This window comes from Variovorax sp. LjRoot175, assembly GCF_964253805.1.
GTDB lineage: Bacteria > Pseudomonadota > Gammaproteobacteria > Burkholderiales > Burkholderiaceae_C > Variovorax.
Genome location: NZ_CAXURY020000002.1, coordinates 815,126 through 837,858, shown reverse-complemented (window position 1 = coordinate 837,858; position 22,733 = coordinate 815,126). Strand labels below are relative to the sequence as shown.

Annotated in this window: 32 protein-coding genes, 4 pseudogenes and 1 riboswitch; of the genes and pseudogenes, 15 read left to right on the top strand and 21 right to left on the bottom strand. The window is 64.3% G+C overall.

Annotated features, from left to right (window positions below; genetic code table 11):
- Positions 1–336 (bottom strand): annotated as a pseudogene (locus ACSQ89_RS34060) (Tn3 family transposase); the annotation flags it as partial.
- Positions 337–347: 11 nt separating this feature from the next.
- Between ACSQ89_RS34060 and ACSQ89_RS34055 the strand changes: the two are divergent.
- Positions 348–587 (top strand): annotated as a pseudogene (locus ACSQ89_RS34055) (aquaporin family protein); the annotation flags it as partial.
- 431 nt (positions 588–1,018) lie between these two features.
- Here the strand turns inward: ACSQ89_RS34055 and ACSQ89_RS34050 are convergent.
- Both ACSQ89_RS34050 and ACSQ89_RS34045 read right to left on the bottom strand, forming a co-directional pair.
- Positions 1,019–2,275, bottom strand: a complete 1,257-nt coding sequence (locus tag ACSQ89_RS34050; protein WP_436295907.1) for an MFS transporter — start codon at positions 2,273–2,275, stop codon at positions 1,019–1,021.
- A 96-nt stretch (positions 2,276–2,371) separates the two neighbouring features.
- Positions 2,372–3,022 carry a Chromate resistance protein ChrB gene (locus tag ACSQ89_RS34045; protein WP_436295906.1) on the bottom strand — a complete coding sequence of 217 codons (651 nt, stop codon included), beginning with the start codon at positions 3,020–3,022 and terminating at the stop codon, positions 2,372–2,374.
- A 91-nt stretch (positions 3,023–3,113) separates the two neighbouring features.
- Between ACSQ89_RS34045 and ACSQ89_RS34040 the strand changes: the two genes are divergently transcribed.
- Positions 3,114–3,497 (top strand): YkvA family protein, encoded by a 384-nt coding sequence (locus ACSQ89_RS34040; protein WP_436295905.1) that lies wholly within the window; start codon positions 3,114–3,116, stop codon positions 3,495–3,497.
- A gap of 14 nt (positions 3,498–3,511) precedes the next feature.
- Positions 3,512–3,703: pseudogene (locus ACSQ89_RS34035) on the top strand (YkvA family protein); the annotation flags it as partial.
- 216 nt (positions 3,704–3,919) lie between these two features.
- Here ACSQ89_RS34035 and ACSQ89_RS34030 read toward each other — a convergent pair.
- The 7 genes from ACSQ89_RS34030 to crcB form a co-directional block, all read right to left on the bottom strand.
- Positions 3,920–4,324, bottom strand: a complete 405-nt coding sequence (locus tag ACSQ89_RS34030) for a universal stress protein (protein ID WP_436295903.1) — start codon at positions 4,322–4,324, stop codon at positions 3,920–3,922.
- 28 nt (positions 4,325–4,352) lie between these two features.
- Entirely contained in the window at positions 4,353–4,769 is a 417-nt protein-coding gene (locus tag ACSQ89_RS34025) for a universal stress protein (protein ID WP_436295902.1), read from the bottom strand.
- Entirely contained in the window at positions 4,766–4,987 is a 222-nt protein-coding gene (locus tag ACSQ89_RS34020) for a hypothetical protein (protein WP_436295901.1), read from the bottom strand. Before ACSQ89_RS34020 ends, ACSQ89_RS34025 begins: the two co-directional genes overlap by 4 nt.
- Complete coding sequence (locus ACSQ89_RS34015; protein WP_436295900.1) at positions 4,987–5,640, bottom strand: cation:proton antiporter domain-containing protein; 654 nt, start codon at positions 5,638–5,640, stop codon at positions 4,987–4,989. Before ACSQ89_RS34015 ends, ACSQ89_RS34020 begins: the two co-directional genes overlap by 1 nt.
- 86 nt (positions 5,641–5,726) lie before the next feature.
- Positions 5,727–6,050, bottom strand: a complete 324-nt coding sequence (locus ACSQ89_RS34010; protein ID WP_436295898.1) for a DUF190 domain-containing protein — start codon at positions 6,048–6,050, stop codon at positions 5,727–5,729.
- A 30-nt stretch (positions 6,051–6,080) separates the two neighbouring features.
- Positions 6,081–6,452, bottom strand: a complete 372-nt coding sequence (locus ACSQ89_RS34005; RefSeq protein WP_436295897.1) for an HIT family protein — start codon at positions 6,450–6,452, stop codon at positions 6,081–6,083.
- A gap of 11 nt (positions 6,453–6,463) precedes the next feature.
- On the bottom strand, positions 6,464–6,853 hold the full coding sequence (crcB, locus tag ACSQ89_RS34000; protein ID WP_436295896.1) for a fluoride efflux transporter CrcB: 390 nt from the start codon (positions 6,851–6,853) through the stop codon (positions 6,464–6,466).
- An 84-nt stretch (positions 6,854–6,937) separates the two neighbouring features.
- A riboswitch (Fluoride riboswitch) is annotated at positions 6,938–7,000 on the bottom strand.
- A 77-nt stretch (positions 7,001–7,077) separates the two neighbouring features.
- Between crcB and ACSQ89_RS33995 the strand changes: the two genes are divergently transcribed.
- Positions 7,078–7,434: a hypothetical protein gene (locus ACSQ89_RS33995; RefSeq protein ID WP_436296903.1), complete on the top strand. Its 357-nt coding sequence runs from the start codon at positions 7,078–7,080 to the stop codon at positions 7,432–7,434.
- An 87-nt stretch (positions 7,435–7,521) separates the two neighbouring features.
- On the opposite strand, the gene ACSQ89_RS33990 is transcribed toward ACSQ89_RS33995, so the two are convergent.
- Positions 7,522–7,917, bottom strand: coding sequence for a MerR family DNA-binding transcriptional regulator (locus ACSQ89_RS33990; RefSeq protein ID WP_436295895.1), 396 nt, complete (start codon positions 7,915–7,917; stop codon positions 7,522–7,524).
- 66 nt (positions 7,918–7,983) lie between these two features.
- Here ACSQ89_RS33990 and merC point away from each other — a divergent pair, with 66 nt between their 5' ends.
- Complete coding sequence (gene merC, locus ACSQ89_RS33985; protein ID WP_436295894.1) at positions 7,984–8,403, top strand: organomercurial transporter MerC; 420 nt, start codon at positions 7,984–7,986, stop codon at positions 8,401–8,403.
- Positions 8,400–8,675: a GDCCVxC domain-containing (seleno)protein gene (locus tag ACSQ89_RS33980; protein WP_436295893.1), complete on the top strand. Its 276-nt coding sequence runs from the start codon at positions 8,400–8,402 to the stop codon at positions 8,673–8,675. Before merC ends, ACSQ89_RS33980 begins: the two co-directional genes overlap by 4 nt.
- A 6-nt stretch (positions 8,676–8,681) precedes the next feature.
- Here ACSQ89_RS33980 and ACSQ89_RS33975 read toward each other — a convergent pair whose 3' ends face one another.
- The 3 genes from ACSQ89_RS33975 to ACSQ89_RS33965 are packed head-to-tail and all read right to left on the bottom strand — an operon-like array spanning position 8,682 to position 10,199.
- Positions 8,682–8,879: a hypothetical protein gene (locus tag ACSQ89_RS33975; RefSeq protein ID WP_436295892.1), complete on the bottom strand. Its 198-nt coding sequence runs from the start codon at positions 8,877–8,879 to the stop codon at positions 8,682–8,684.
- 10 nt (positions 8,880–8,889) lie between these two features.
- Positions 8,890–9,537 (bottom strand): NrsF family protein, encoded by a 648-nt coding sequence (locus tag ACSQ89_RS33970; RefSeq protein ID WP_436296902.1) that lies wholly within the window; start codon positions 9,535–9,537, stop codon positions 8,890–8,892.
- The gene (locus ACSQ89_RS33965; protein WP_436295890.1) at positions 9,534–10,199 is read right to left on the bottom strand and encodes a sigma-70 family RNA polymerase sigma factor; all 666 of its coding nucleotides are present in this window, start codon (positions 10,197–10,199) and stop codon (positions 9,534–9,536) included. Before ACSQ89_RS33965 ends, ACSQ89_RS33970 begins: the two co-directional genes overlap by 4 nt.
- 134 nt (positions 10,200–10,333) lie before the next feature.
- Here ACSQ89_RS33965 and bufA1 point away from each other — a divergent pair, with 134 nt between their 5' ends.
- The 5 genes and pseudogenes from bufA1 (at position 10,334) to ACSQ89_RS33940 (ending at position 13,325) form a co-directional block, all read left to right on the top strand.
- Positions 10,334–10,651 (top strand): BufA1 family periplasmic bufferin-type metallophore, encoded by a 318-nt coding sequence (gene bufA1 / locus ACSQ89_RS33960; protein ID WP_436295889.1) that lies wholly within the window; start codon positions 10,334–10,336, stop codon positions 10,649–10,651.
- A 16-nt stretch (positions 10,652–10,667) separates the two neighbouring features.
- Entirely contained in the window at positions 10,668–11,525 is an 858-nt protein-coding gene (bufB, locus tag ACSQ89_RS33955) for an MNIO family bufferin maturase (RefSeq protein WP_436296901.1), read from the top strand.
- Positions 11,509–12,285: an HvfC/BufC family peptide modification chaperone gene (locus ACSQ89_RS33950; RefSeq protein WP_436295887.1), complete on the top strand. Its 777-nt coding sequence runs from the start codon at positions 11,509–11,511 to the stop codon at positions 12,283–12,285. The genes bufB and ACSQ89_RS33950 overlap by 17 nt, the downstream gene beginning before the upstream one ends.
- 23 nt (positions 12,286–12,308) lie before the next feature.
- On the top strand, positions 12,309–12,755 hold the full coding sequence (locus ACSQ89_RS33945; RefSeq protein ID WP_436295886.1) for a DoxX family protein: 447 nt from the start codon (positions 12,309–12,311) through the stop codon (positions 12,753–12,755).
- A gap of 117 nt (positions 12,756–12,872) precedes the next feature.
- Positions 12,873–13,325: pseudogene (locus tag ACSQ89_RS33940) on the top strand (DUF302 domain-containing protein).
- A 163-nt stretch (positions 13,326–13,488) separates the two neighbouring features.
- Here the strand turns inward: ACSQ89_RS33940 and ACSQ89_RS33935 are convergent.
- From ACSQ89_RS33935 to ACSQ89_RS33925, 3 genes are all read right to left on the bottom strand, one after another.
- Positions 13,489–15,270 (bottom strand): IS1634 family transposase, encoded by a 1,782-nt coding sequence (locus ACSQ89_RS33935; RefSeq protein WP_436296001.1) that lies wholly within the window; start codon positions 15,268–15,270, stop codon positions 13,489–13,491.
- A 333-nt stretch (positions 15,271–15,603) separates the two neighbouring features.
- Positions 15,604–16,314 carry a haloacid dehalogenase type II gene (locus tag ACSQ89_RS33930; RefSeq protein WP_436293024.1) on the bottom strand — a complete coding sequence of 237 codons (711 nt, stop codon included), beginning with the start codon at positions 16,312–16,314 and terminating at the stop codon, positions 15,604–15,606.
- Positions 16,315–16,347: 33 nt separating this feature from the next.
- Entirely contained in the window at positions 16,348–17,184 is an 837-nt protein-coding gene (locus tag ACSQ89_RS33925; protein ID WP_436293023.1) for a cupin domain-containing protein, read from the bottom strand.
- Positions 17,185–17,277: 93 nt separating this feature from the next.
- Here ACSQ89_RS33925 and ACSQ89_RS33920 point away from each other — a divergent pair, with 93 nt between their 5' ends.
- From ACSQ89_RS33920 to ACSQ89_RS33910, 3 genes are read left to right on the top strand one after another with little or no spacing between them, the layout of a single operon-like run.
- A complete protein-coding gene (locus tag ACSQ89_RS33920; RefSeq protein ID WP_436293022.1) occupies positions 17,278–17,814 on the top strand; it encodes a peroxiredoxin-like family protein in 537 nt (178 codons plus the stop codon).
- A 30-nt stretch (positions 17,815–17,844) separates the two neighbouring features.
- Positions 17,845–18,078 carry a hypothetical protein gene (locus ACSQ89_RS33915; RefSeq protein WP_436293021.1) on the top strand — a complete coding sequence of 78 codons (234 nt, stop codon included), beginning with the start codon at positions 17,845–17,847 and terminating at the stop codon, positions 18,076–18,078.
- Positions 18,079–18,315, top strand: a complete 237-nt coding sequence (locus ACSQ89_RS33910) for a DM13 domain-containing protein (protein WP_436293031.1) — start codon at positions 18,079–18,081, stop codon at positions 18,313–18,315.
- Between the two features lie 904 nt (positions 18,316–19,219).
- Here ACSQ89_RS33910 and ACSQ89_RS33905 read toward each other — a convergent pair.
- The gene (locus ACSQ89_RS33905) at positions 19,220–19,801 is read right to left on the bottom strand and encodes a hypothetical protein (RefSeq protein ID WP_436293020.1); all 582 of its coding nucleotides are present in this window, start codon (positions 19,799–19,801) and stop codon (positions 19,220–19,222) included.
- Between the two features lie 671 nt (positions 19,802–20,472).
- On the opposite strand from ACSQ89_RS33905, the gene ACSQ89_RS33900 reads away from it, so the two are divergent.
- The gene (locus ACSQ89_RS33900) at positions 20,473–20,751 is read left to right on the top strand and encodes a hypothetical protein (protein WP_436293019.1); all 279 of its coding nucleotides are present in this window, start codon (positions 20,473–20,475) and stop codon (positions 20,749–20,751) included.
- A 274-nt stretch (positions 20,752–21,025) separates the two neighbouring features.
- Here ACSQ89_RS33900 and ACSQ89_RS33895 read toward each other — a convergent pair whose 3' ends face one another.
- The 3 genes from ACSQ89_RS33895 to ACSQ89_RS33885 form a co-directional block, all read right to left on the bottom strand.
- Entirely contained in the window at positions 21,026–21,217 is a 192-nt protein-coding gene (locus ACSQ89_RS33895; protein ID WP_436296900.1) for a hypothetical protein, read from the bottom strand.
- 41 nt (positions 21,218–21,258) lie between these two features.
- Positions 21,259–21,591, bottom strand: coding sequence for a T6SS immunity protein Tdi1 domain-containing protein (locus ACSQ89_RS33890; protein ID WP_436293030.1), 333 nt, complete (start codon positions 21,589–21,591; stop codon positions 21,259–21,261).
- Positions 21,592–21,831: 240 nt separating this feature from the next.
- A complete protein-coding gene (locus ACSQ89_RS33885; RefSeq protein WP_436293017.1) occupies positions 21,832–22,254 on the bottom strand; it encodes a hypothetical protein in 423 nt (140 codons plus the stop codon).
- Positions 22,255–22,733 lie beyond the last annotated feature (479 nt).

Sequence of the window (22,733 nt, the reverse complement as noted above, 5' to 3'; positions counted from 1 at the left end):
TAGCCGCGGGCATAGATCGAAGCCCAACAGGCGAGACAGACCCATCGCGAAGTCGGTGTAGCCGTGGGAATCTACGGCGAGCTGAGAAGTTACGATCCGCTCTTGCCGCACGACCCCTTCGATCGCCACGCCGGCCTGCCGTTCGTTCAGCACAAAGGGTTGTGCGTGAAAGATGCCCCATCGATCTCCCACATGGGAGTAAATGCCGATCGAGGGCGTGTTGCGCCGCGGATCCAGGCGGGCCTGCCACACACGCTTGGTGGTCTCCATGCTCATCATGTCCGAGGAGGCAAGGTCAGAGCGGCCCCACGTCGTCGCAATGGGATGGCCTTGCATGTTCAGGTCGTTCATCCTACTGGTTCACCGCGTCGACCTCGTTCGCCAATCCGGCGGCGGTGTTCGGCCGGATGTTCAGCGACAGCTTTGCCGGCATCGCGCCCGCCAGCGCGCCGGGCTTCGTGCTCGCAGAGTTGATCGGGGCGCTCATCGGCCTGGCCGTCCACAATGCCTTCGAGCCGCGCCTGCATCCTGCCGGCCACCCCAACGTGATCGAATCCTCGGGCCAGCAGCAGGAACAGACTCGCTGACTGTGCCGGCGTGACGTTGCTTGGGGTGACAGCGACTCCGGAAGTCGCGTCATGGCGCTGTCAAACGATCCTCAGAATCTCCCAGCGCGGCGTCGCCGAGACAACATGAGGCTCCATGTCCTTGCTCCACTGCCTCGCCGAGGCCGAGAAACTGGTGTGGCGATTGCCCACGTCATCGACACCCATGTCCACGCCGATCAATACTTCGCAGGCTTAGCACTGGCACGTTGCATCCAAGATGTCACCAATTGGTTCTCGAGGGTTTGCCCATGCGCCCGTGATATTCGTCGCGATGGGTGAAGTCGGATGGCGGCTTATTTCAACGTGGATTTGAAGCCGCTCTTCATGGCGCTTTCGCACGGCAGCTCTTCTATCAGCACCGGCAACACCTACTTCCGCGCCAACGGGTGGGCTCGGTTCGCAACTGAACTTCATGAAGGATCGCGAACCCGTGCAAGCGCCGACGTCCCGGCGGCCATAAGTAGCGCCGCTGCACCGAAGCCCACCACCGGCGACACAGCCGTCCACAGGAGTCCGACGGCAGAGCTCGACACGAATTTGGCCGTTCCATTGACGGTGCCAAGTGCGCCGTAGCTGATGTTCAAGGTGTCTTCACTGACCATTTCGGCTGTCACCGTCGACTCGAGCGCCTCCTGTACTGCGACGTACAAGCCGGCGATGAAGAAAATGGCCGCCAGCGGCGCAACACTGTCGACGCCGAGCCAGAACGCGAGCGCGACCAGGGCGGCTGTGATCGATCCCAGTACATAGCCGACGATCAGCACCACCTGCGAGCCGAAGCGATCGGCAAGCACGCCGACCGGGTACGACACCGCGACCTGCACGATGTTGCGACCCACATAGAGAAGCCCGGCCACCTGCGCCGCATGCACGACACCCATCGACGAAGTCAGCAGTTGGGTCGCCGCAAGGATGAGCAAACTGTGCGAGAAGTCGCCGATGCCGAACAAACCCACGGCACCCAGGTAGCGCTTGAAGCGTACGGGGAGCTCGCGCAGCGCACTGAAGAACTTCAGCGCCGGATTGGGCGAGTGCTGCGGGTCCTGCACCAGCGTCAGGAACGCCAGCACAGCGAGCACGCCTGGGATCACACTCAGCCAGAGTACCAGCCGAAACGGTCCGGCCGCATCGTCCCAGTGCCAGGTCTGCGCCCAGCCGAGCAACCCCACGCCGAGCAGCGGACCCACGACGGCGCCCACCGTGTCCATCGCGCGATGGAACCCGAAGGCGCGCCCGCGCGTCTGCGCGCTCACAGCCTGGATCACGATGGCGTCGCGCAAGGGCCCACGCAGGCCTTTGCCGAACCAGGAAACGACGCGCCCGAGCAAGAGCAGCGGCCAGCCCGCCGCCAGCGCGATCAGCACTTGTCCGAACGGCGTCAGTCCGTAGCCCACCAGCACCAACAGCTTGCGATGCCCGAGCTTGTCGGCAACGTAGCCCGAAACCATCTTGGTGGAGCTGGCCACGGCGTCGGCGACGCCTTCAACGATGCCCAGCACCGCCGCCGGGATTCCCAGGACTGCGAGGAAGCCCGGCAAGATCACGGTGGTGGTCTCGTAGCAGAAATCACCAAGCGCACTGGTCAGGCCAGCACCGGCCACCGTTCGGTTGAGCCAGCCCGTGGATTGAGCAACCGCGTCCTCCTCGGGCGAACCGCTCGAAGTCATATTTTCGGAGTCGTTAAGCATGGCCGATGTTTCGAAGAGTGCGCCTGGATCGGTCGCGCCGGGTGAGCGTCGGTATACCTTCATACCGCGTTCGTTTCATGTTCGAGCTCCACGCTTGCCGGGCTTCTTGGCCGAGGGTTTCCTTACAGTCGGGCTCTTGGCGGCAGGGCGCTTTGCGGGCTTCTCCAGAGGCGTGCCTTTTGCGTTCTGTTCGCGCTCGAACACCTCGTTGGCATAGGACTCGAGCAACTCCTCGCATTCGGCCAGCCGTTGCTCCGCCGTCGTGCGCGCCGGCGCGCCGTAGAAGTCCAGCGCCTTGATGCGATCGAGCCAGTTCTTGAGCTTCTTCAGATCCTCGTCGTTCTCCTTCACCTCCGCGAAGGTGTAGTGGTCGGCAGTGACCTCTTTCTCGATTTCCTTTCGGTAGTCCGCGCATTTGTCGAGGAATTCCTCGTAGTCCTGGTTTCGGTCGTGCTTGAAGTACGCGACGACACGTTCTTCCTGCTTCGCATCAAGTGCCACCGTCTCGAAGATCACGGCCTCGCCGCCGGCGCGATCGATGTCGCCCTGGACCATGCGGAACTGACGCTGGTGCTCGGTCGTGGCGGGCAGCACGCAGATGCTGTTCTGCAGATAGACGGCGCCCAGGCTGCGGATGCGCCGCCAGATCGCGACACGGAACTTGGAGGGCTCGGCAGGCACTTTGTAGGTCAGCAGCAGCCAGCTGGATTTCTCTTTCTGGTTCATTGATAATGTAGCGGTCGTTACATCATGAATGTATCGGCAAAGAATGAGTGACGCAAGCCTGTCTGGCTTGCACCCGACGAAGGAATCTCTGTTGTCGATCCTGCAAGACATCCGCCAATGGGCGCGGCGCGTCAAACGCGACGCCGTGACCCTGTGGTTCGCGTACCGCCATCCGGGCACCTCGTGGCTCCCGAAAGCGCTGGCTGCGTTCGTCGTCGCCTATGCGCTCAGCCCGATCGACCTGATACCCGACTTCATCCCGGTGCTCGGGTACGTCGACGATGCCCTCTTGCTGCCGGCCCTGATCTGGTTGACGATTCGGATGCTGCCGCAGGATGTCCTTGCCGATTGCCGCGTCAAGGCAGACGAGTGGATGAGCCATGGCGAGGGCAAGCCACGCAGCAAATGGGGTGCTGCACTCGTCATTGCGATTTGGGTTGGTGTGGGGGCCGTTCTTTGGGCATGGCTTCGATAAGCTTCGGGTGATCGATGCACTTCAATGACATCAAAGCCTGGTCCTGGCGTGGCGCGCGCAACATCATTGCGCTGTGGTTCAGCGGCCTACACCACCGAACGCCGCGCCTGGCAAAGGCGATCGGGCTGTTCATCGTGGTCTACGCGGCGAGCCCCATCGACCTGACCCCGGAGCTGATGCCCATTCCGAGCTACCTGGACGACCTGGTCATGCTGGCGGGCTTGTCCTGGCTGGCCCTGCACATGCTTCCGTCGAACGTATGGCAGGAATGTTGCGTCCAAAGCGACCGCTGGCTCGGGATCGCTGCCCGGTGGCTTAGCCGGGCTTGGAATGGACTCCTTCTCGTGGCTGCCTTGTTGGGGGTCGTGGTGTGGCTTTGGCTATGGTTTGGGCCGAGCTTGAACTTTCATCCGAGCGAGGCCTCAACCCGCGACAAGCACACTGCAGTGCGCATGATCGATGACGCGCTTGGCCAGCGACCCCTCGGCCAGACGACTCAGCAGCGTGCGCTTGCGATGGCCTATGACGATCAGGTCGGCGCCGAGTCGATCTGCGGCCGCGACGATCTGTTCGGAACAGTTTCCCTCCACGACTTCCAGATCGAGATCGACCTGTGCCTCCACACCCCTGTCGCGCAGCCGTTTCAGGTATTCCCAGCACTGCACGCGGGCCTTGTCGAGCGAGGCGTGCGTCTCGACCTCCGCAGACCATGCGACGGCCACGACGTGAAGGGGAGCATGGGCCTGCTGTGCGACTTCCACGGCGCGCTCGAACGCGAGGTCCGAGGGCTCGGTTCCGTCGTACGCTAGGAGAATTTTGTTGAACACAGGTGCCTCCTTTCCTGGTTTCAGAGCCCTACCGCTGCACCGTCACTGCACAGTGTGCATAGGCGATCACCTGCCGCGCCACCGAGCCGATCAGCCAACGCTCGAACAGCGTGTGGCCGCGGTGGACGACCACGATGTGATCGATCGCGTGTTCCTCGGCGTAGCGCACGATCTGTTCGGCCGGATGGCCGACCGCGACGTGAAAGGTGGTTTTGATCGTCCCTCCCGCCAGCCGCGCCTTCACTGGGCCGAGCACGCGGTCATAGTGCCAGCGCGCGTTCTCGATCACCGCCCGAGTCTCCACGTCGTCGCCAAACTCGGGCGGGCGAGCCACCGCCAGCACATGCAGCTCGGCTGCGTACTTGCGTGCCAGGTCGAGCGCGAAGTCGAGCGCTCGATCGGCGCCCGTCGATCCGTCATAGGCCAACAGGATGCGTCTGATCATGGCGTGCTCCTTGGCGACGCTGCGGCCTGCGTCGCGTGCGCTTCCTCGGTCCGGCCCAGCAGGTGCCGCGGCAGAAAGAAAGCATTGGCGATGAGTGTGGGGACCACCGCGCTGCCGATCACGGCCGCCACCAGGTACGAATACTGCGCCTGGTCGATCACCTGATGCGATAGACCGAACAATGCGGAAATAGTGCCGAAGGTCAACCCGGTGGACATCAAGAGCGTCGTGTAGGAAGCCTCCTTGCGCGGCGAGCCGTACACGGATAGACCCCGACCACCTTGGTCGCCGTCTTGGCCAGCAAGAGAACGAGGAAGGCACCGGGCGCAGCCACCAGCGCGTGCACCGAGACCAGCGAGCCGGCGCGAATGAAATAGAACGGCGTCAGCAGGCCGAAGGTCAGCGTGCGCAGCCGCCGCACCAGGGCGTGGTCTTTGCCGACGGTACCGGCCAGCACCATGCCGGTGAGGTAGGCCGGCAGCACCGCCTCGCTGTCCGCCCAGGCCGCCAGCGCGCCGAGCCCGAACAGCAGGAACATCAGGAACATCAGGAACATCAGGAACTTGGCCTCCAGCTCCGAAGGGCGGCCGCCGACGCGCTTGAAGAACCTCGGCGTGAGCCAGGGCAGAACGACTGCGGCCACACCGCAGGCCAATGGGACGGCGAAGCTCACCAGACCGATCGCTGAGGCCTCCTTCCACTTGACCCGCAGAACGCGCGGATCGAGTTCGGCCCCGGCCAGGAAAGTCAGCACGATGGCACCGGTGCCCGTAAGGAAGGTGACCCACGACTCACCGACCCCCAGGGCTGCGCCGCCGATGAACGCACCGATCATCAACTGGGCGATCGCACCGACGACGATCTCCGACAAGGCTGTGGCGACCCGAAGTCAGATCGACAGCGGCGTGGCGGCCAGCGCTAGGCCGAGTCAGAGTGCCGCCAGCGCCCAGGTCGCCGTCATGGCTCGCCTCCAACGACCCCCATTTCTAGCGGCACCTTGATGTAGAACAGCTTGAGCTTTTCGCCGGCCAAGTGGTCGAGGAAGCTCTGCGCCTCCTGCTCGCTCAGCGCGAAGCCGACCTCCACCGACAGGTCGCCGGCCAGTTCGAAGAAGTGCTCTTCGTGCAGCCTGCCGTGGCGGCCGAAGCCGGCGATGGCGCGAAAGGCCGAACCGCCATGGATGCCCACCTTCTTGGCCTCTTCGAGCAGCCATTCGTAGGCGAGGATGCCGTGGTGGCGGCGGTTCTCCTGCACGTAGAACTTGAGGTAGATGCCTTGCATGGTGGACTCCTTCGGCTCGACTGACTCGGTTCAATAGGACTGCTTGTGAGGGATGACGCCGCGTACGCCGCCTCGCGGCTGCGGCGTGTCGCCGCGGTAGCGCGGCATCAGGTGAATGTGCACGTGCGGGATGGTCTGCCCGGCCACTTCGCCGACGTTGATGCCGACGTTGAAGCCATCGGGCTGGTGCTCGCGCAGCAGCAGATCCTTCGCATGCTGCAGCAACGCAAACAACGCCTGCCGTTCGTCGGAGGTGGTCTCGAAGAAGTCCGCGACATGGCGCCGGGTGACGATGAGGAGGTGCCCCGGCGTCACCGGAAACACGTCCCAGCGCGCGACCGCCAACTCGTTGGCGAGCACGGCCTCGCTGTCGTTGCAGAAGGGGCAGGCGGCGTGTTCCATGGTGGTCTCCGTCAGGCTCTGACGAACAGCGCGTTGGCGATCAGGATGCCGATCCCGGTGAGAACCAGCGAGCCGACGAGGTGCACGCTCGCCGCGCCCAACGCCCACCAGTGCTCATGCCGGCCGATCAATGTCACGACCTCGACCGAGAAGGTCGAGAAGGTCGTCAGGCCGCCCATGAAGCCGGTAATGATCAGCAGCCGCCACTCGGGTGCCAGGCCGCCGTTGTGAGTGAAGAAGGCGCTGGCGACGCCGACCAGCAGGCCGCCGATGAGGTTGGCGGCCAGTGTGCCCAAGGGAATCGTGGGGAACACCGGGTTCAGCCAGCCACCCAGCCACCAGCGCAGCAAGGCACCGCAACCGGCACCGCCGAAGACTGCAAGAAAAGAAAAGCCGCTCATGTCGCTCCTTCGTTGAACGAACCGGAGCAAGCGGCCAGGCAAGAGGCAGCGCTTCGCGCGCCACATGCCTACCGGCCCGTCCGGGCCCTGGTAGGCATCATCAGCCCTAGCGGGCAGTTTGGGAGGAATGCCATCTCCACTGCGATTCAGTATATCGACCGAGCTCAACGCCGGCAAACAGGGCGACGCGGCCGGGCTGCACCCGACAGCCGACACGCACGGCGATGTTCGTGATGTCGCGTTCAGCGCGCGGTGATCGGCAGGCTGCAGCAGGCCGAGCGGCTTCTTTCCGAGGACGAGGTCATGAGCACAAGGACGTATTGGGGTCGGTCTACCGGGCGAAATCCCCTGAGTCGCTCGGCTGGTCTGCGCCGCACCTCCTGCAGGCCCTGCGATACGTGGAGAAAGCGGCACCCCACAAGGATGCTCCATCATCGACGTGGGGCGGTGGCGAGTCGACCTTGGTCGACGACCTGCTGGCCGATGGCTATCGCAAGGTGACGGTGCTCGATGTCTCGACAACTGCGCTTGAAGTCGCCAGGCAACGGCTCGGGGCCCGAGCCTGGGAGGTGAGCTGGTAGGGAAGCCGATGTGCTGTCTGGCGCGACCGTCGTTTTCCACTTCCTCACAACCGACGACCAGCGCGAGCGCTACGTCGCCCAGGTCCTTCATGCACTCAAGCTCGGTGGCGTTGCCGTCGTCGGCGCGTTCGGCCCTGATGGGCGGAGAAGTGCAGCGGCTTGCCGGTTTCCAGGTATGTGCCGGACGAACTCCACAGGCGGTTCGGTGCCCCCTTCGAGCTTGTCGAAAGCAGCACGGAGGTGCACACCACGCCGTGGGGTAGAGCGCAGCAGCTTGTGTATTGCTTCTGTCGACGGCATATCCAGCAGGGCGGGGTCCCACTTTCCACTTCTATTGGCTGGTAGGGTAGGCTGGGCGCCGCCGTATGGCTTCTCCGGCTGCGGCAGCAGCCCCTTGCGCTGGTAGTACCGGATGGTCTCCACATTGACGCCGGCGGTCTCGGCGAAGGCGCCAATTCTCAGCGTATCGATCTGCTCGTCCATACCGCTTGACTCCGTACTTGAGTACGGGAGTATTGTGAATCGGTAGAAGCGACGAGGAATCAATCGATGGAATGGATCATGCGCGCGGCCGACAAGGCGGGTGCCCTCGGCAGCATCGTCTCCGCGGCTTCGTGCCCGGCTTGCTTTCCGGCGCTCGCGAGCCTCGGCGCGGCCATGGGCCTGGGATTCCTGGCCGGATACGAGGGCCTGTTCATCACCACGCTGCTCCCGCTTTTCGCGGCAGTCGCACTGGTCGCCAACGCTCTCGGCTGGCTGCGTCATCGCCAGTGGCACCGCAGCGCGCTGGGCATGATCGGCCCGGCCATGGTGCTCGCGGCCATGCTGCTGTTCTTCGGCCAGTGGTGGACTGCCAGGCTGCTGTACACGGGGTTGGCCTTCATGGTCGGCGTCTCGCTGTGGGATCTCTTGTCGCCGGCGAAGCGCTGCAGCCCGGACGGCTGCGAGACCCGGCACGTGCGCCCATGACGCAAAGACGGAGCACGAACAGCGCCGTGGTTCTCGATGCGGTGCTGACCTGCCCGCACTGCGGCCATGCGAAACGCGAGCACATGCCCGTCGACGCGTGCCAGTTCTTCTATGAGTGCGAGCACTGCAAGAAACTGCTGCGCCCGAAGCCCGGCGATTGCTGCGTGTTCTGCTCCTTCGGTTCAGTGAAGTGCCCACCGATCCAGGCACAGAGGCCATGTTGTCGGGATGGCGCGCGCGCGGGCCCTGTGGCGTGCGCTTCGCCAACTTGACGGTCGTCACGACATGGCCGTTGCTGCTCCGGACAGCGCACGCGGCAGCGCGGCGGCTGCGATGGCGCTGCCGTCGGTCAGCGTCATTGCCAATTGATCGCGCCTGCGCACGATCAAGGTAGTGACGGCCTGTTCGCGGCACGGAAAACCAGTGCCAGGCCGACCCACCCGCAGCACCTGCGTTGTTGCTGGATCGCCATTCACAGGCGCCGGTTCAGCGTCCGGCGGCAGCCAGCCGGGGACCGAGCCAGCGGCCCAGCGCGACGATGAGCACCGCGGTGCCCAGATTCCAGACCAGGATCATCACGCTCGCGTCGAGGCTGTGGAAAATCGACATCGCCGTGGCGGTGATCGCGGCCACGGCCAGGCTTCCTGTCAGCGAGACCGTGCTCGCCGACAGCACCGCCCCGTGGCGCAGCATGGCGAGCATGGCCAGCGACAGCGGCAGACTGGTCATCAGCACGGTGGCGAAACATCGCGCCGTCTCGCCGACCTGAACGCCATAGGGGCCGATACTGACCCAGTTCACCAGGCATCCATAGCCGAGGGTGGCCATCCACACGAGCAGCGCCGGCACCGGCAGCAGGGCCCAGCCGCGCGATCGGTCGGGCAGGTTCAGCATGAACGATGCGACGGCCGCCAGCACGCCGGTCAGCAGCGCGGCAGCGGTGCCGACGATGAAGTCCGGCTGCTCCAATCGCTGCGCAAGGTCGGGGCGCACGCCGTGACCCACCGCCAGCAACCCGAAGATCAGCGCCGCCAGCAGCAGCCACAGCGCCGCCCGCAGCACCGGCGGCCGCAGGCGGCGCACCGGCCGCGCATCGGCCACCAGCGCTTCGATGAGATGGCTCGTCTTGATCATGATCCGCCGCCAGGTGCGTTGAATAGCTTGCGAAGGTTCTTGAGCCCGCGGTGAGTTGCCACCTTCAAGGCGGCGATCGACATCCCGCTGACCGTGGCGGCCTGGCGCAGCGACATCTCCTGCAGTTTCATCAGCTTGATCGCCTCGCGTTGCCCCGGCGGCAAGCGCTCGACCGCCTCTCGCACCGCCACCAGATCGACGCTCGTCTCAGGGTAGTTCGCTTCGGCGGCCGCCAAGGTTTCATGTTCGGGGGCCAGCGGCGTTTCGTGCTGCGTCGCGCGGCCTTGGCGGCGCAACCTGTCGATGATGCGCCGATGCGCAATCGCCACCAGCCATGGGCCGAAGGGACGTGCCGGATCATAGGTATGACGGATGGCGTGTACGGTGAGCAGGACATCTTGCACTGTGTCTTCGATGTCGCTCGGATCGCGATGCGACTTCACTGCCAGCGAGCGCACATACGGCGTGATCTCGTCGAGCAGGCGTCGATAGGCCTCTCGCTCGCCCGCCTGGGCACGCGCCATCAGGATGGACCAGTCGAACTCGCGCACCACGACGGGCGCCCCGGTCGCTCGTACCTCCTGGGCCTGGGTCGCCTCGGTCGACGACTCGGCAGGGGGGACGAGGCTCAGCGCAGGGATTCGATCACGGTTGCTGCTCACGCAACGCACGATAGCCCGCAACGCGGCTCACCGGGGCGACTATTTTTGTCTCGCGGCACGTAACCTTTCCCCGCCATCGAGCGAACTATCGGTTGTCGGTCTCGGTCCGAGGCCTTAACGCGAGAGGTGAAACCATGACTCATCAAGTGTTCGCAGGTTCCGCGCTGTCTACCGCGCTCGGACTTGTGTTGGCCGCATCGGGAATGGCTGCCCAGGCGCAAGGCATGGATATGAGCAAGGCGCCGCAGGCAGTCAAGGACAACATGGCACGCATGGAGAAGAACAAACTGGAAAAGTGCTACGGCATCAACGCCGTCGCCAAGAACGACTGCGCCGAGGGCGCGCACTCCTGTGCCGGCCAGTCCACGAAGGCACGCGACACCAAGTCCTTCGTGCTGCTGCCAGCGGGCGACTGCAGCAAGATTCAGGGCGGCAGCGTGAAGTCAAGCTGAGCGCGCGGTGGCGGCCATGCGTGACGAACGCGCCGCGGTGCCGGCCGCCGCCGGGATCGGGCTGCGCTTCCAACACCACGAGGCCATGCTCGACACACGGCCCGATGTTGCGTGGCTGGAGGCGCACACCGAGAACTACATGGGCGGCGGCCCTGCGATCCGGACACTCGAGGCGATCCGGTGCGACTATCCGGTGTCCCTGCACGGCGTCGGCCTGTCCCTTGGCAGCGCGGACGGGCTGCACGCCGCGCACCTCGAACGCATTCGGGACGTCGTGCGCCGGATCGAGCCGGGCCTCGTGTCCGAGCACCTGTCGTGGAGCATCGTCGGCGGCACCTACCTGGCCGACCTGTTGCCGCTGCCAATGACTGACGAAGCACTCGACCAGGTCTGCCGTCATGTCGACCAGACGCAGGCCTTCCTGCAGCGCCAGATCCTGATCGAGAACCCGTCCTCCTACCTGCGCTTCAAGCACTCGACGATTCCCGAGTGGGACTTCATCGCGGCTGTGGCGCAACGCACCGGCTGCGGAATTCTGTGCGACGTCAACAACATCTACGTCAGCGCGTGCAACCACGGCTGGGACGCCTCGACCTACCTGGCCGCACTGTCCGCTGATGCCATCGGCGAGATTCATCTCGCCGGCCACACGCTCAAGCAGATCGAAGGCGGGCAGGCCTTGCGCATCGACGACCATGGTTTGCGCGTCGCGCCCGAGGTGTGGGCGTTGTATGCACAGGCGCTTGCACGCTTCGGCCCGGTGCCGACCCTGGTCGAGTGGGACACCAACGTGCCGGCGTTGGAAGTGCTGCTGGGCGAGGCGGCCCACGCAGCCGCGCTGATCGAGGAGGCGCAGCATGCCGTCGCTGCGTGAGGTTCAGCAAGCAATGCGGCGCAGCCTCCTGCAGGACGAGGATGGCCATGCGGCGGACCTGATCGCCGGTGCGGGATTGGCGCCGGCGCAGCGGCTGAGCATCTACCGCAACACCATCGTCGCAACGCTCGCCAACGCATTGCAGCTGTCGTTTCCGGCCGTGCATCGGCTGGTCGGGGCCGATTTCTTCGAAGGCGCAGCGCAGATCTTCGGGCGCGATCAAACACCGCGCTGCGCCGATCTGAACGCCTACGGCGCCGAGTTTCCGGACTTCCTGCAGCGCTTCGAGCCCGCGGCGTCGCTCGCCTACCTGGCCGACGTGGCTCGCCTCGAATGGGCGGTGAACCGTGCGCTGCATGCGCCCGACGCCGACCCGCTCACGGTGGAGCGACTGGCGACCGTCGCGCCGGCCGACCACGACCAGGTGTGTTTCGTGGCGCATCCTTCGGTATCGACGCTGCGCTCGGACTTTCCGGTCGACACCATCTGGCGTGCCGTGCTGCAGCAGGACGAGGCGGCCATGGCCGCGATCGATCTCAGCAGCGGACCGGTGTGCTTGATCGTGCAGCGAACGGCAGACCGTGTCGACGTCGTGCGCCTCGACGAGTGCGCGTGGCGTTTTACAGCCGCACTGTTCGACGGCCGGCCCATCGGGGCCGCGCTCGCGTCGGCAGCGGGCGCCGACGCGCCCGCGCTTCTCGCGCAGCACCTGAGCGCGGGGCGCCTTGTCGCGTTCCGGCTCGCCAGCGAGGCGGACTAGCGTTGCGGGAGGGGAGAACCGCCGTGATCCATCTTTCCGCACGCCTGCGACGCTGGCTCGAGGCGATACCCTACACCGTCCTCGCCGTCCCGCTGCGGCTCGCGGTGGCGACCGTGTTCTGGAACTCCGGGATGACCAAGCTCGCGAACTGGGATACGGCCGTCGCGCTGTTCGCGGACGAATACCGCTTGCCACTGCTGCCGCCGGAACTTGCAGCGTACATGGCAGCTGGCATCGAATTGAGTGCACCGGTGCTGCTCGTGTTGGGGTTGTTGACCCGGCCCGCCGCCGCCGTGCTGCTGGGCATGACCGCGGTCATCGAGATTTTCGTCTATCCCCAGGCCTGGCCGACGCACATCCAGTGGGCCGCCATGTTGCTGGTTCTGCTGTGCCGAGGGCCTGGAGCCTTGTCGCTCGACCATTGGCTGTGGCAGAAGATCGGCCGGCAGTTTGACCCGATTCTCAAATGACCAGCGACACGCCGACCCAATGCCAGGAATCCGCGCGCCTGACCTCATTCGCCGAGGTTGATCTTCGGTGCCGCGATGTGTGCTACGTAGCTCATTCCCCCCCCACCGGACACCGCCATGAACATCCTGCGTTGCATCGCCATGCTTGCACTCCTCGCCTATGGTCCTCTCAGCGCTGCGGCGGACGGCTTGATGATGCTCAAGAGCCCCTACAGCGTCACAGAAACCATGAATCGGCTCGAAGAGGTAGTGAAGAAGCGCGACCTCAACGTCCTCGCGCGCATCGACCACGCGGCAGGTGCGGCGAAAGTCGGCAAGACGCTTCGCCCGACTGAGCTTCTCATCTTCGGCAATCCCCAAGGGGGCACCCCCTTGATGTAATGCGCGCAGACCACTGGCATCGATTTACCGCTGAAGGCGCTGGTCTGGCAGGACGAGTCCTCGCAAGTCTGGCTGGGTTACAACGATCCTGCGTACTTGGCGCAGCGCCACGGGGCTGTGTCATGTCCGGTCGTCGAGAACTTGCGCAAGGTGCTGGCGGGTGTGGCCGAGGCCGTTGTTGCGCGCTGATGCAATTTCACGCGCGTCGATGGTCGGGAAAAATTAAGGCTCCGAGAGCCAGCGTGTGTGATCATGAAGGCCGCCTTCAGGCTGCTAACCCGTCTTTCTCAACTGGCAGGTGCGAAGCCGGCTAAGTGCTTGATTTGATTCAGCACGAGCTCGAAGGTCTCCACTACAGCGGGATGGGTTGGGCAGTGATGCGGGCGTGTTTGGCAGTGATCTTCGGCGGGGGTTGATCGGGCAGCTTCAGCCGCAGCAGGTCCAGCAGCATGCGGTGATCGGCCTCGGGCTGGGTATATCGCGACAGCACGAGCTCTCTGCCGTCGGTGGTGGGCAGGTGCACGTCCACCATCTGCATGGTCTTGAACTTGGCGATGACCTCCGCAGGCGTGATGCCGTGCGCCAGGCGCTTGAGTTGGGCCTTCAAGGTGACCTGCAGGCAGTAGGCGAGGAAGGCCACGAAGATGTGGGCCTCGATGCGCTTCTCGCTGGAGTGGTAGATCGGGCGTACGGCCAGGTCGTGCTTGAGCTCCTTGAACGCCTGCTCGACCTCGGTGAGCTGGATGTAGAACGTCCACAGCTGCGCGGGATCGTGCGCTGCGAGGTTGGTGCGCAGCAGATAGCGCCCTTCACGGCGGCGCACCTGGCGCAGCCGGGCGCGATCGAGTTCGAACTCGAAGGATGCTGTCTTGGAACTGCTGCTGGCCTCGGGCAGCTGAACCGTGACCAGATGGGCGGCGCGCCCGGCGTCGTGCTTGGCTGCGCCGAGCTTCATGAGCAGTTGATCGCGCGTGAGCGCCTGGCCCTGCAAGGCCTGCAGGCGCTGCACGTAGCGGCGCAGGCGGCGTTGCCGCATCGCACGCTCCTTGTCGATGCGTGCTGCACTTTGCGCCAGCACGTAGGTGTCTTCGTCACCGGCCAGGCGCTTGACATCGACGCCTTCGCGCACGCGCTGCCACGGCTGTGCGAGGAAGCCTTGCTCGAGCTTGCTCAGCCGCCCCTTGGGGGTGCCCACGAGATACGACGCTCCCATGCGGCGCATCTGTGCCAGGCTGTCTTCGGTGGGCACGCCGCGGTCCATCACCCAGATCCGGTTGGCTCGGCCGTAGCGCTGCTCGATGCGATCGAGGAAGTCGCCAAGCGTCGTTGAGTCGGCCGTGTTGCCCGAGAGCACCTCGTAGCTCAGCGGGAAGCCTTCAGGGGTGACGATCAGCGCGATCACCACCTGGCGGCAGTCGCCTCGCTTGTCGCGGCTGTAGCCGTACTGGCGCTTGTCGTGCTCGCTGCGCTGCGCATCGCTCTCGAAGTAGGTGCTGGTCAGGTCGTACAGCAGCACGTCGAACTTCGCGCCGAACAGCTCGCCCCAGCGCCGGCACAGGAACTTGAACAGTTCGTCCTTGTGCGCTGTGAGCTTGTCCAGGCAACGGTACAGCGTGTTCTTCTCGGCCAACGCGAAGTCGGCGTGCAGCAGATCGGCCATCGCGCTGGCGTCGAACCAGTGACGGTGCAAGCGCCATTCACTGCCAGGATCGATCAGCCGGTAGGCCACCAGCGTTTGCAGCACCTGCAGCCACGGGGTGCCTTCGCGCGAGGGCGGCAGCCGAGCGCTCCAGAAGGCGTCGAGTTCGAGTTGCTGCCACAACACGCATGACAGCCAGCACGCGCCCCACTGGCGCGGGCGTTCGAGGCGCAGTTCGTCCAGACGGATACCCACCGCATTCGCGTCATCGGCGGGCATCGAGCCGGCCGGGAACAGCGCCACTTGGCGCCTGGTTCCCTCGTCGTGCACTTCGATGGTCTTGCGCCAGGCTTCGCGCTGGCTCGCGTTGATCTCGCCCAGGTAGAGCACCTGCCTTTGCACCACACGACCATCGGCCAGTCGGCGGTTCTCCACCACGCTCCAGTAATCGTGCGTCTTGCCGTCCTTCAGGCGTCGGTTGCAGCGCAGAAACATGCGCCGCAGTTTAGGAACCGCTCGCCCGCACGCCAAGGACCAAGGTCTCCACCACAAGCGTTTTGCCGCGTCACCCCTATACGCATCAAGCACTTGCGTCGCTCAACACCCCCAAAATCGTCGAAATCGGGGTTGAGTTGAGAAAGATGGGCTAACGAGGATAGTGCTGGCCGTGACGGCGTTCGCTGGCAACTCGCTTCTTGGATCGGCGTTGGTTATCGGCGCTTGCACTCTTCGCATTTGCGACAGCCCTTTCCCTCGCCTACGTTGAGCAGGGCACCATCGCGCGGGGCAGTGCTTTCCGGAGAGGGCACCGTGCCGTGACCTGCAACCTCATCGATCTGGCGATGGCGCGAGCACGGCTCGACGCAGGTCGTCGAAGCCATCGATGATGAAGTCGTACGCCATGTTCGGCAGCGGGTCGGGCGGACCCTCGGGGCCCCATTCCTCGGGCCGGCGCACGAAGGCCGTCCGCATGCCGGCCTGGTGGGCGGCGTTCAGGTCGAAGTTGTGGCAGGCCACCATCAGGATCTGCGCGGGCTCGAGGTTCATCCAGCGCGCCGCCGTCCGATAGGCCTCGGCGTGCGGCTTGTACACACCGATCATTTCGCAGGAAATGATCGCGTCCCAGACGATGCCGTTGCGCCGCGAGACATCGACCACCAGCGAAACCGGCAGCATGGTGAAGGACACCACTGGCAGCGCCGCCCTGAGCGCCGCCAGCGCGGCCGGGAAGTCGGGCCAGGCGTCGAGTTCGTGCCAGGCGCGCCAGAGTTCGAGGCGGTCCGCGGCGGTGAAGCGGTCGAAGCCGAATTGGGCCAGCGTGTCGTCGAGGACGCGCCGATGCACGTCGTCCATGTGGAAGTCAGGTCGCACCTGGCCGACGATGCCCTTCATGGTGCGCCGCCGCCAATCGTTGACCGGCGCGTGCCAGTCTGCGGTGATGCCATGGCGGGCGCCGACACGATGGAACGCATTCACGAGCCCGGCGTGCCAGTCGAGCACGGTGCCGCCGGTGTCGAAGGCCAGGGCCTGGATGTTCATGCGGTGTCCTCGGTGCAAGTAGGGCGGCGCGGTTCAGGCCCGCGCCGCGCCATCGCGTTGCTGCCAGGCGGTCGGGCTTTGCCCCAAGCACTGCGAGAAGACGCGCCCCAGCGCGCTGGCGTTGGCGTAGCCCACTTCCACGGCCACCTGTTTCACCGGCAGCCCCCGGCGCAGCATGGTGCGCGCCAGCCCGAGACGCCACCCGGTGAGGTATTCACCCGGCGGCACACCGACGAGCCGCGCGAAGTGCGCCGCAAAACGCGCACGCGACATGCCGGCCTCGGCAGCCATTGATTCCAGCGTCCAGGCGCGCGCGGGCTCGGCGTGCACGGCGCTGAGCGCCTTGTGCAGCCGCGGGTCGGCCAGGCCCGCCATCAGTCCGCCGTCGACCAGGCGCTGCTCGATGGCATGGCGCAACACCTGGATCACCAGCACCTCGGTCAGGCGGTTCACCACGGCGTCGTGGCCGCAGCGTTGGCGGAAGGCCTCGCCGAACAACAGCTGTTGCGTGAGGTCCAGCCCGGGCAGACGAGCCAGCGGCACGAGCAGCCGGGCGGGCAGGGCACGCAGCAAGGGGTTCTCGTCACCGACACCGAACTCGACCGAGGCGCACACCAACTCGGCGCCTTGCACCGGATCGGCGTCCAGACGGTGTGCCGCTGGCCGGGCGAAGAACAGCACGCTCGGCTCGTCGAGCACCGTGCGCTGCCCGTGGACATCGGTGACGCCAAGGGTGCCGTGTCGCAGCAGGTGCAGATGGCCCACGCCGTGCTCGGCGTCGAAGCCGCTCACGCCGCACAGCGCACCACTGTGAAAGACACGGGCGCTCAGCTCGAAGCGCTGCAGCAAGGCGGAAAGACGGTCCGACATGAGACGTATCGTATATCAATTGAGACGAACAGCGTCCAAAAGTCTCACCCAAGCCCGTAGACTGCGACTCATTCCATTCCAAGGAGACCCGTCATGCTGATGCCCCGCCAACCCGTACCCACGCTGCACGTGCCCACGCTCGCCCATGGCAACTTCAAGCTGGTCGAGGACGCTGCGCCGAACTTCACCTTGGTCGTGTTCTACCGCGGCCTGCATTGCCCGATCTGCCTGAAGTACCTGCTGGAGTTAGGCCGGCTGCAACCCGAGTTCGAAAAGCGCGGCGTGAAGGTCATCGCCCTGTCCAGCGACAGCCGCGAACGCGCGCAGGCGATGGCCGACAAGCTGAAGGCACCCGACCTGCGCATGGGGTACGACCTCGGCTTGGCGAACGCGCGCGCGTGGGGCCTGTACGTCAGCACCTCGCGCGGCGTCACGTCGATCGGCATCGAGGAGCCGGCGCTGTTCTCCGAGCCCGGTGTCTTCATCGTTCGCCCGGACGGCACGCTCTACTACGGCGCCGTGCAGACCATGCCGTTCGCGCGGCCGCATTTCGACGAGCTGCTGGCGGCAATCGACTTCGCGCTGGCGAAGGACTACCCGGCCCGTGGCGAGTACGCGGGTGCGGTGTAGCCTCGTCCGCGCGCGTTGTCCGCATCCATCGTGAAGAGGATCCTTCTCCTCATCGTTTCGCACGCGGTGGTGGCCGCCTTGGGCTTCGGCGCGGGCATCTATGCCTTGCCCATCCTCACGGCGCCGTCCGCACCCGCGCAGGCCGAGGTCACGGCACTGGCCGCCCAAGCGCAGTTCACCGGCCGGTTCAGGCGCGACCTGGCAGACAGCGATGCCCTGCACTGGGGTGAAGGCACGGTGGCGGTGAGCCGCAGCGCGGTGTGACTGCAAGGCAGGATCGCGCCCGGGCCCGACTACAAGCTCTACCTGGCGCCGGAGTTCGTGCAGACCGAGGTCGACTTCCTGCGGTTGAAGGCGAAGATGCTGCGCGTGGGCGACGTGAAGACCTTCGAGAACTTCATCGTGCCGATGCCGGCATCCGCCGATCCGACGGCCTACAACACGGTCATCGTCTGGTGCAAATCGTTCGGCCAGTTCATCACGGCGGCCCAGTACCGATGATGCGGATGCGGTAACGCGCGAGAAGCTCTGCGAAGTCCGGCTGACACGGGTGTTACGCCCATGATCCGGCGCAGGTACACCCTCGTCGCGATGGCGGGTGGGCTGATCGGGATGCCGGCGCTCGCAGTGTCGAAGCCATTGGTGCTCCAACCAGTGGCAACACCCGAGCCGATGGCACAGATCGTCGCAGGCGGGCCGACCGGTCTTCTGGGTGTGAGCGTGAACGGCGCCGACACGCATCCGAGTAGCGCTCACCTTTTGACTACGCGAAAACAATGTCGCTGATGACCCATATCAGCCTGGCTTTGACGCCTGCTGCGCCCCTGAGCGGAGTCCGAGGCTACGACGACTACCAAGCTCATGCCCGGATTCACGTAGATTCGCTGGCGCATCGTCTGCGCCGGCCATGTAGGGCGCCGGCAGTCGCGATGACGGCGCGACCCACCATGAATGCCTCTAACGGGCGTGCCTGCGTGCGGGTTCGACCGGCAGCTTTGAGGCGACGTAATCAGGACAGCGGATGTCGCTTCCGGGTCGGGAGCGGCGCTGAGCGGCCGCTATTCGGCACTGCCATCGACCGACGGGTAATGGCCGAGTCAAGTCCCCTAACGACCCGCTCCTTCGGCGCCAACGGGCTTCTTTGCGCTACTCGGAAGCATGCATCTAGTGACCTCCGTCGCTTCGCCCGCTTCGTGTTCTCCTCCTCGCATGACGCAGTCGGCTCGCGTTGTCTTTATTACGTATCGGGATATGAACCTCGTACCCCTACCGCTGGACCCTGCCGGCATCATCTCAGAGACTTGCGGTATGGAGCAGGTGGCCCTAACACAGATTTGTTCACCTTTGCATTGCATGTCGCTCATGCATGCTCCGCTTTCAGCAGCGGCACCTTGCACGAGCGCAATCAGGAGGGCGGCGACGCAGTGCTCGTAGCTGGACATTTTGGCTCCTTCGAATTTGGGCAGGCATTTGCCAAAGCATTGGCCGATCGGAAGCGGGATATCGACAATGAGCTGCTGCCGATGCATAGCATCACGCACATGAAGGTGGCGCTGATTAAGGTGCGGCGCCATCCTTCTATAGGGTAAGAAGCGAAGGCGCAGGCCATGGCGAGAATCCCCAGGGCGAGAGATCCGCCTGCAAGTATTTCTCCTTCTTGGCGCAGCTGAAGAAAGCGCCCAATTAAGAATTCGCCTTTTTCGCGTATTTGGAGGAGTTCGTCGATTAAAGTGTTCCGCTGGAGCCAGCCCAAGCGTACAAAGATGGCTTCGGCAGCCGCGTTGGTTAGTAGCCCTACAACATAAGCCAGTGATGCGATGGGCAACGCCACAACGATCGCCCAAGCCGTGGATTTAGAAACGAACTCTATTGCAAGAAAAAGATTGGTTGCGAAGACGCCCGCAAGCAACAGAAGACTGGTGAGGGCGAGGCCACCCACTGCAATCGCGCCGGAAAAGCCTTGGATGCCCTGCCAGGGTATTTGCATTGTAGGAATACCTTACTGATCTGCCACTTGGATGCCCTCCACATGCTGGATCGAACGGGAGCTCTCCGCTGCATATGGGTCGTCTGAGATGTAACCGGGCATTTCGGAGAGCCACATGATTGCCAAGAGGGACCAACACTTCATGATTGCATCAAGCGGCTCGGCGTTGCTCCAAACGTCCGGTAAGGGCGGCTTTTCTCCCGATTCCGAATGGCGGCTCCTGGCCGAACTCTGCCTTTCCGAGAAGTGCCCCAGCAGAGGTGGAGTCTCGCCTCGGATGAAGTACGCGTCTACCTGATTCCAATGAACGTTGAAATCGTTTGCGCAAGCGGCTCGGCCAAGGGCAAGTCCGGCATGTCACACGTCGTCAGGTTCTCGGTCCGGTCCATCGAAGCCTCTTTCAGAACGTGATTCAAGGCGAGACCGGGACCTGCCGCGCTTGCGTCAAGCCCTGCGAGCATCCATGAACGTCAAAACGTAATACCAATTGACTAATTCGACATCGCGGCCGTTAAATGGCCAAGGCCACCCACCTCGCCCTGGCCTGAAACCACCAATGAGACGCACATGAACTCGTCGACTGGTGTGCCAAGAACCGGCAACCTGGGCGCGTAGCAATCAGGCTTTCAAAGTTCCAATCTGAGCGGGTTCCCGCTCAAAGGAGAGACGACATGCCCAAGGTAGTAGTCACAGCGCAGATTGAAGACCCCGACAAGTGGGAGAAGGGCTTCCGAACCCACGGTGCGCTCTTCAGGAGCCAAACCGTAACCAAGCCAATTAGTTTCGCGACCATCGCAGGCAATCAAGTCGCGGTGTGCGCCGAGCCCGATGACTTGGACGCGTTCATGAAGGGCATGGATTCCCCCGCGACGGCGGAAGCCATGGCCTTCGATGGCGTCAAGAGAGAGACCGTCAAGATATTCGTCCTTGACAAAGAATTCAAGGTCTAGCGAGCGTCTCGCGCGAGAAATTGAACACGCGCTCGCAGTTGGGCATCGCCACCGTGCCGGGACGCTCCGCGCGGGCGGTTGTGCAAAGCGGCACCTGCGCCTCAGGTCGCGGACTGGATGCGGTGCGCGTAGTAGCCGCCTGCAATCCTCAAGTTCGAGGAGCTGTCTCGCGTGGGGTGCGCCTCGCGGTGCGCGTCGCGCATGAGATTGCGGCGTGCGCTCCGACGTTGTCCCTCCCGCTTTCAGGCATCGTCCTTCTCCGGCTCGTGACACGTCAAAGTCCATCCTCCTTGCCGTCGACGTACTGACCTTCGGAAACCACCGTGCCATTCTCATGGTACGCAACGAAGAGGCCGTGCCGAATCCATCGGGTCTTGTCGGGTGACATCACCCTCGCATAGCGGAATCTGATGGCTCCCGACTGGTAGGGAATCTCGGCGATGTTGAGGTCAGCTTCGATGGTCATGCTTTGGCGTTGAGGGGCGAATTGGCGAGCGCTCGGGAACGTCAGGTGTTGGCCGGGGGCGGTCTTAGTGAGTGACCAGCGTTCCCGATTGTCACCGAGCGAACTACCGTCCCAGGTTCGAGGCGGCTGACCTTGGCCTGGAGCTGGCCGCTGACACCGAAGTGCACTTCGATGTCTGTGGGCTCGAAGTTGTCGACGACATACTCGCCCCCCAAAGCAGGCAGCCGCTTGAATCCGAACAGCTCGCCGGCGGCCAGGGTTTGGCCGGACCTGAGCAGTTCGCCAACGAGCTGAACGTCGAAGAACTTAGCAACGAACTCCTGTTCCATGAGCAAGTCCTCGAACGCTGCTGTGGATGCCGCGACCGGAACCACGTCCGCAGAACCGACATCGAGCAGCTTGATTTCGCCACTACTTGGGCCTTGCACAAAGGCGTTTCCGACGTATAGCGGTCGAAGGGAATCGCGAACTCTGGCATATACGGGAGCGAACTCGGCGCTGCATTCAGCGAGATACGAGAAGGTCAACGTGCTCTAACAGCACCTTGAGGCTCGCCGTCATGAAAGTAGCGGCGAGTGCCGGCCGGCCCGCACAGTTCGAGCCCAGAGGCGCGCTCAATCGTCCTCGTCGTCTTCCAGCGCTATCGCCTCCTCCGGTACGCACTTCTCGTAAGTGAAGGCGTTGCCGTTCGCGTAGCGCGCGATCAGGTAGATGCGTTCGATCTTCTCTTCGCCGAACTCCAGAAGGCAGTCGCAGAACGCCATGCCCTGGCGCTGCACGGAGGCCAGCAGCTTCTGGCCCGGCTCCTTCTTCTTGCGCCGGCTGATCGTCGAATCCGCCAGCAGCGGTAGGTAGTGGTGCACGCCCGCCTGGCTCTTGAAGGTGACGGTGAGGTCCACCTCCGACACCAGGCCGCCGCCCAACTTCCTCATGTCCTTGATGAGCTGGCTGTAGGCGTTCTGAATGAGCGCCAGCAGCTCGCCCGACGGGGCCTGGAGTTTCGGGTCGAGCTTTTTCGGGGTCGCAGGCTGCTTCATGGTGATCTTTCAGTGGCGGACGGGGCTCGATGCTGCGGATCGGTTTGGGTCGCTGCTGCCGCGGGCGCTGTCCTGGGTCAATACAAGGGCCGCGTCGCATCGGGAATCACTGCTGTGGCGGCGGATTTCACCTAGCCGGGAGGGCGCCCGCTCCTCCGAGCTGGGGAGGGTGGCGTGCGGGCTCGGGGCCGTGCATCCATTATTGATGCCGGCCGGGCCGGAAAGCGCTTGGGCCTGTGGATAAGGCTGTGAACTAGCTGAGGAAAAGTGGGGCTTTTTGAGGCTGCTTTCGTCAGTTTCGAATCGCGTTGTTCGGGTGGTAACGGAGCGCTACAAGGCCTTGACGGGCGCCGAATCCAGGGGGTCCGCGCCGTTGGTAGGACCCATGCGGTTGGCATATCTGGGATGGCGAACAAGTTCTTGCGAGCTTGTGAGCGTCCGGTCATGGCCGAGTGGAGTCAAGCGCATGGCTCAGGCAA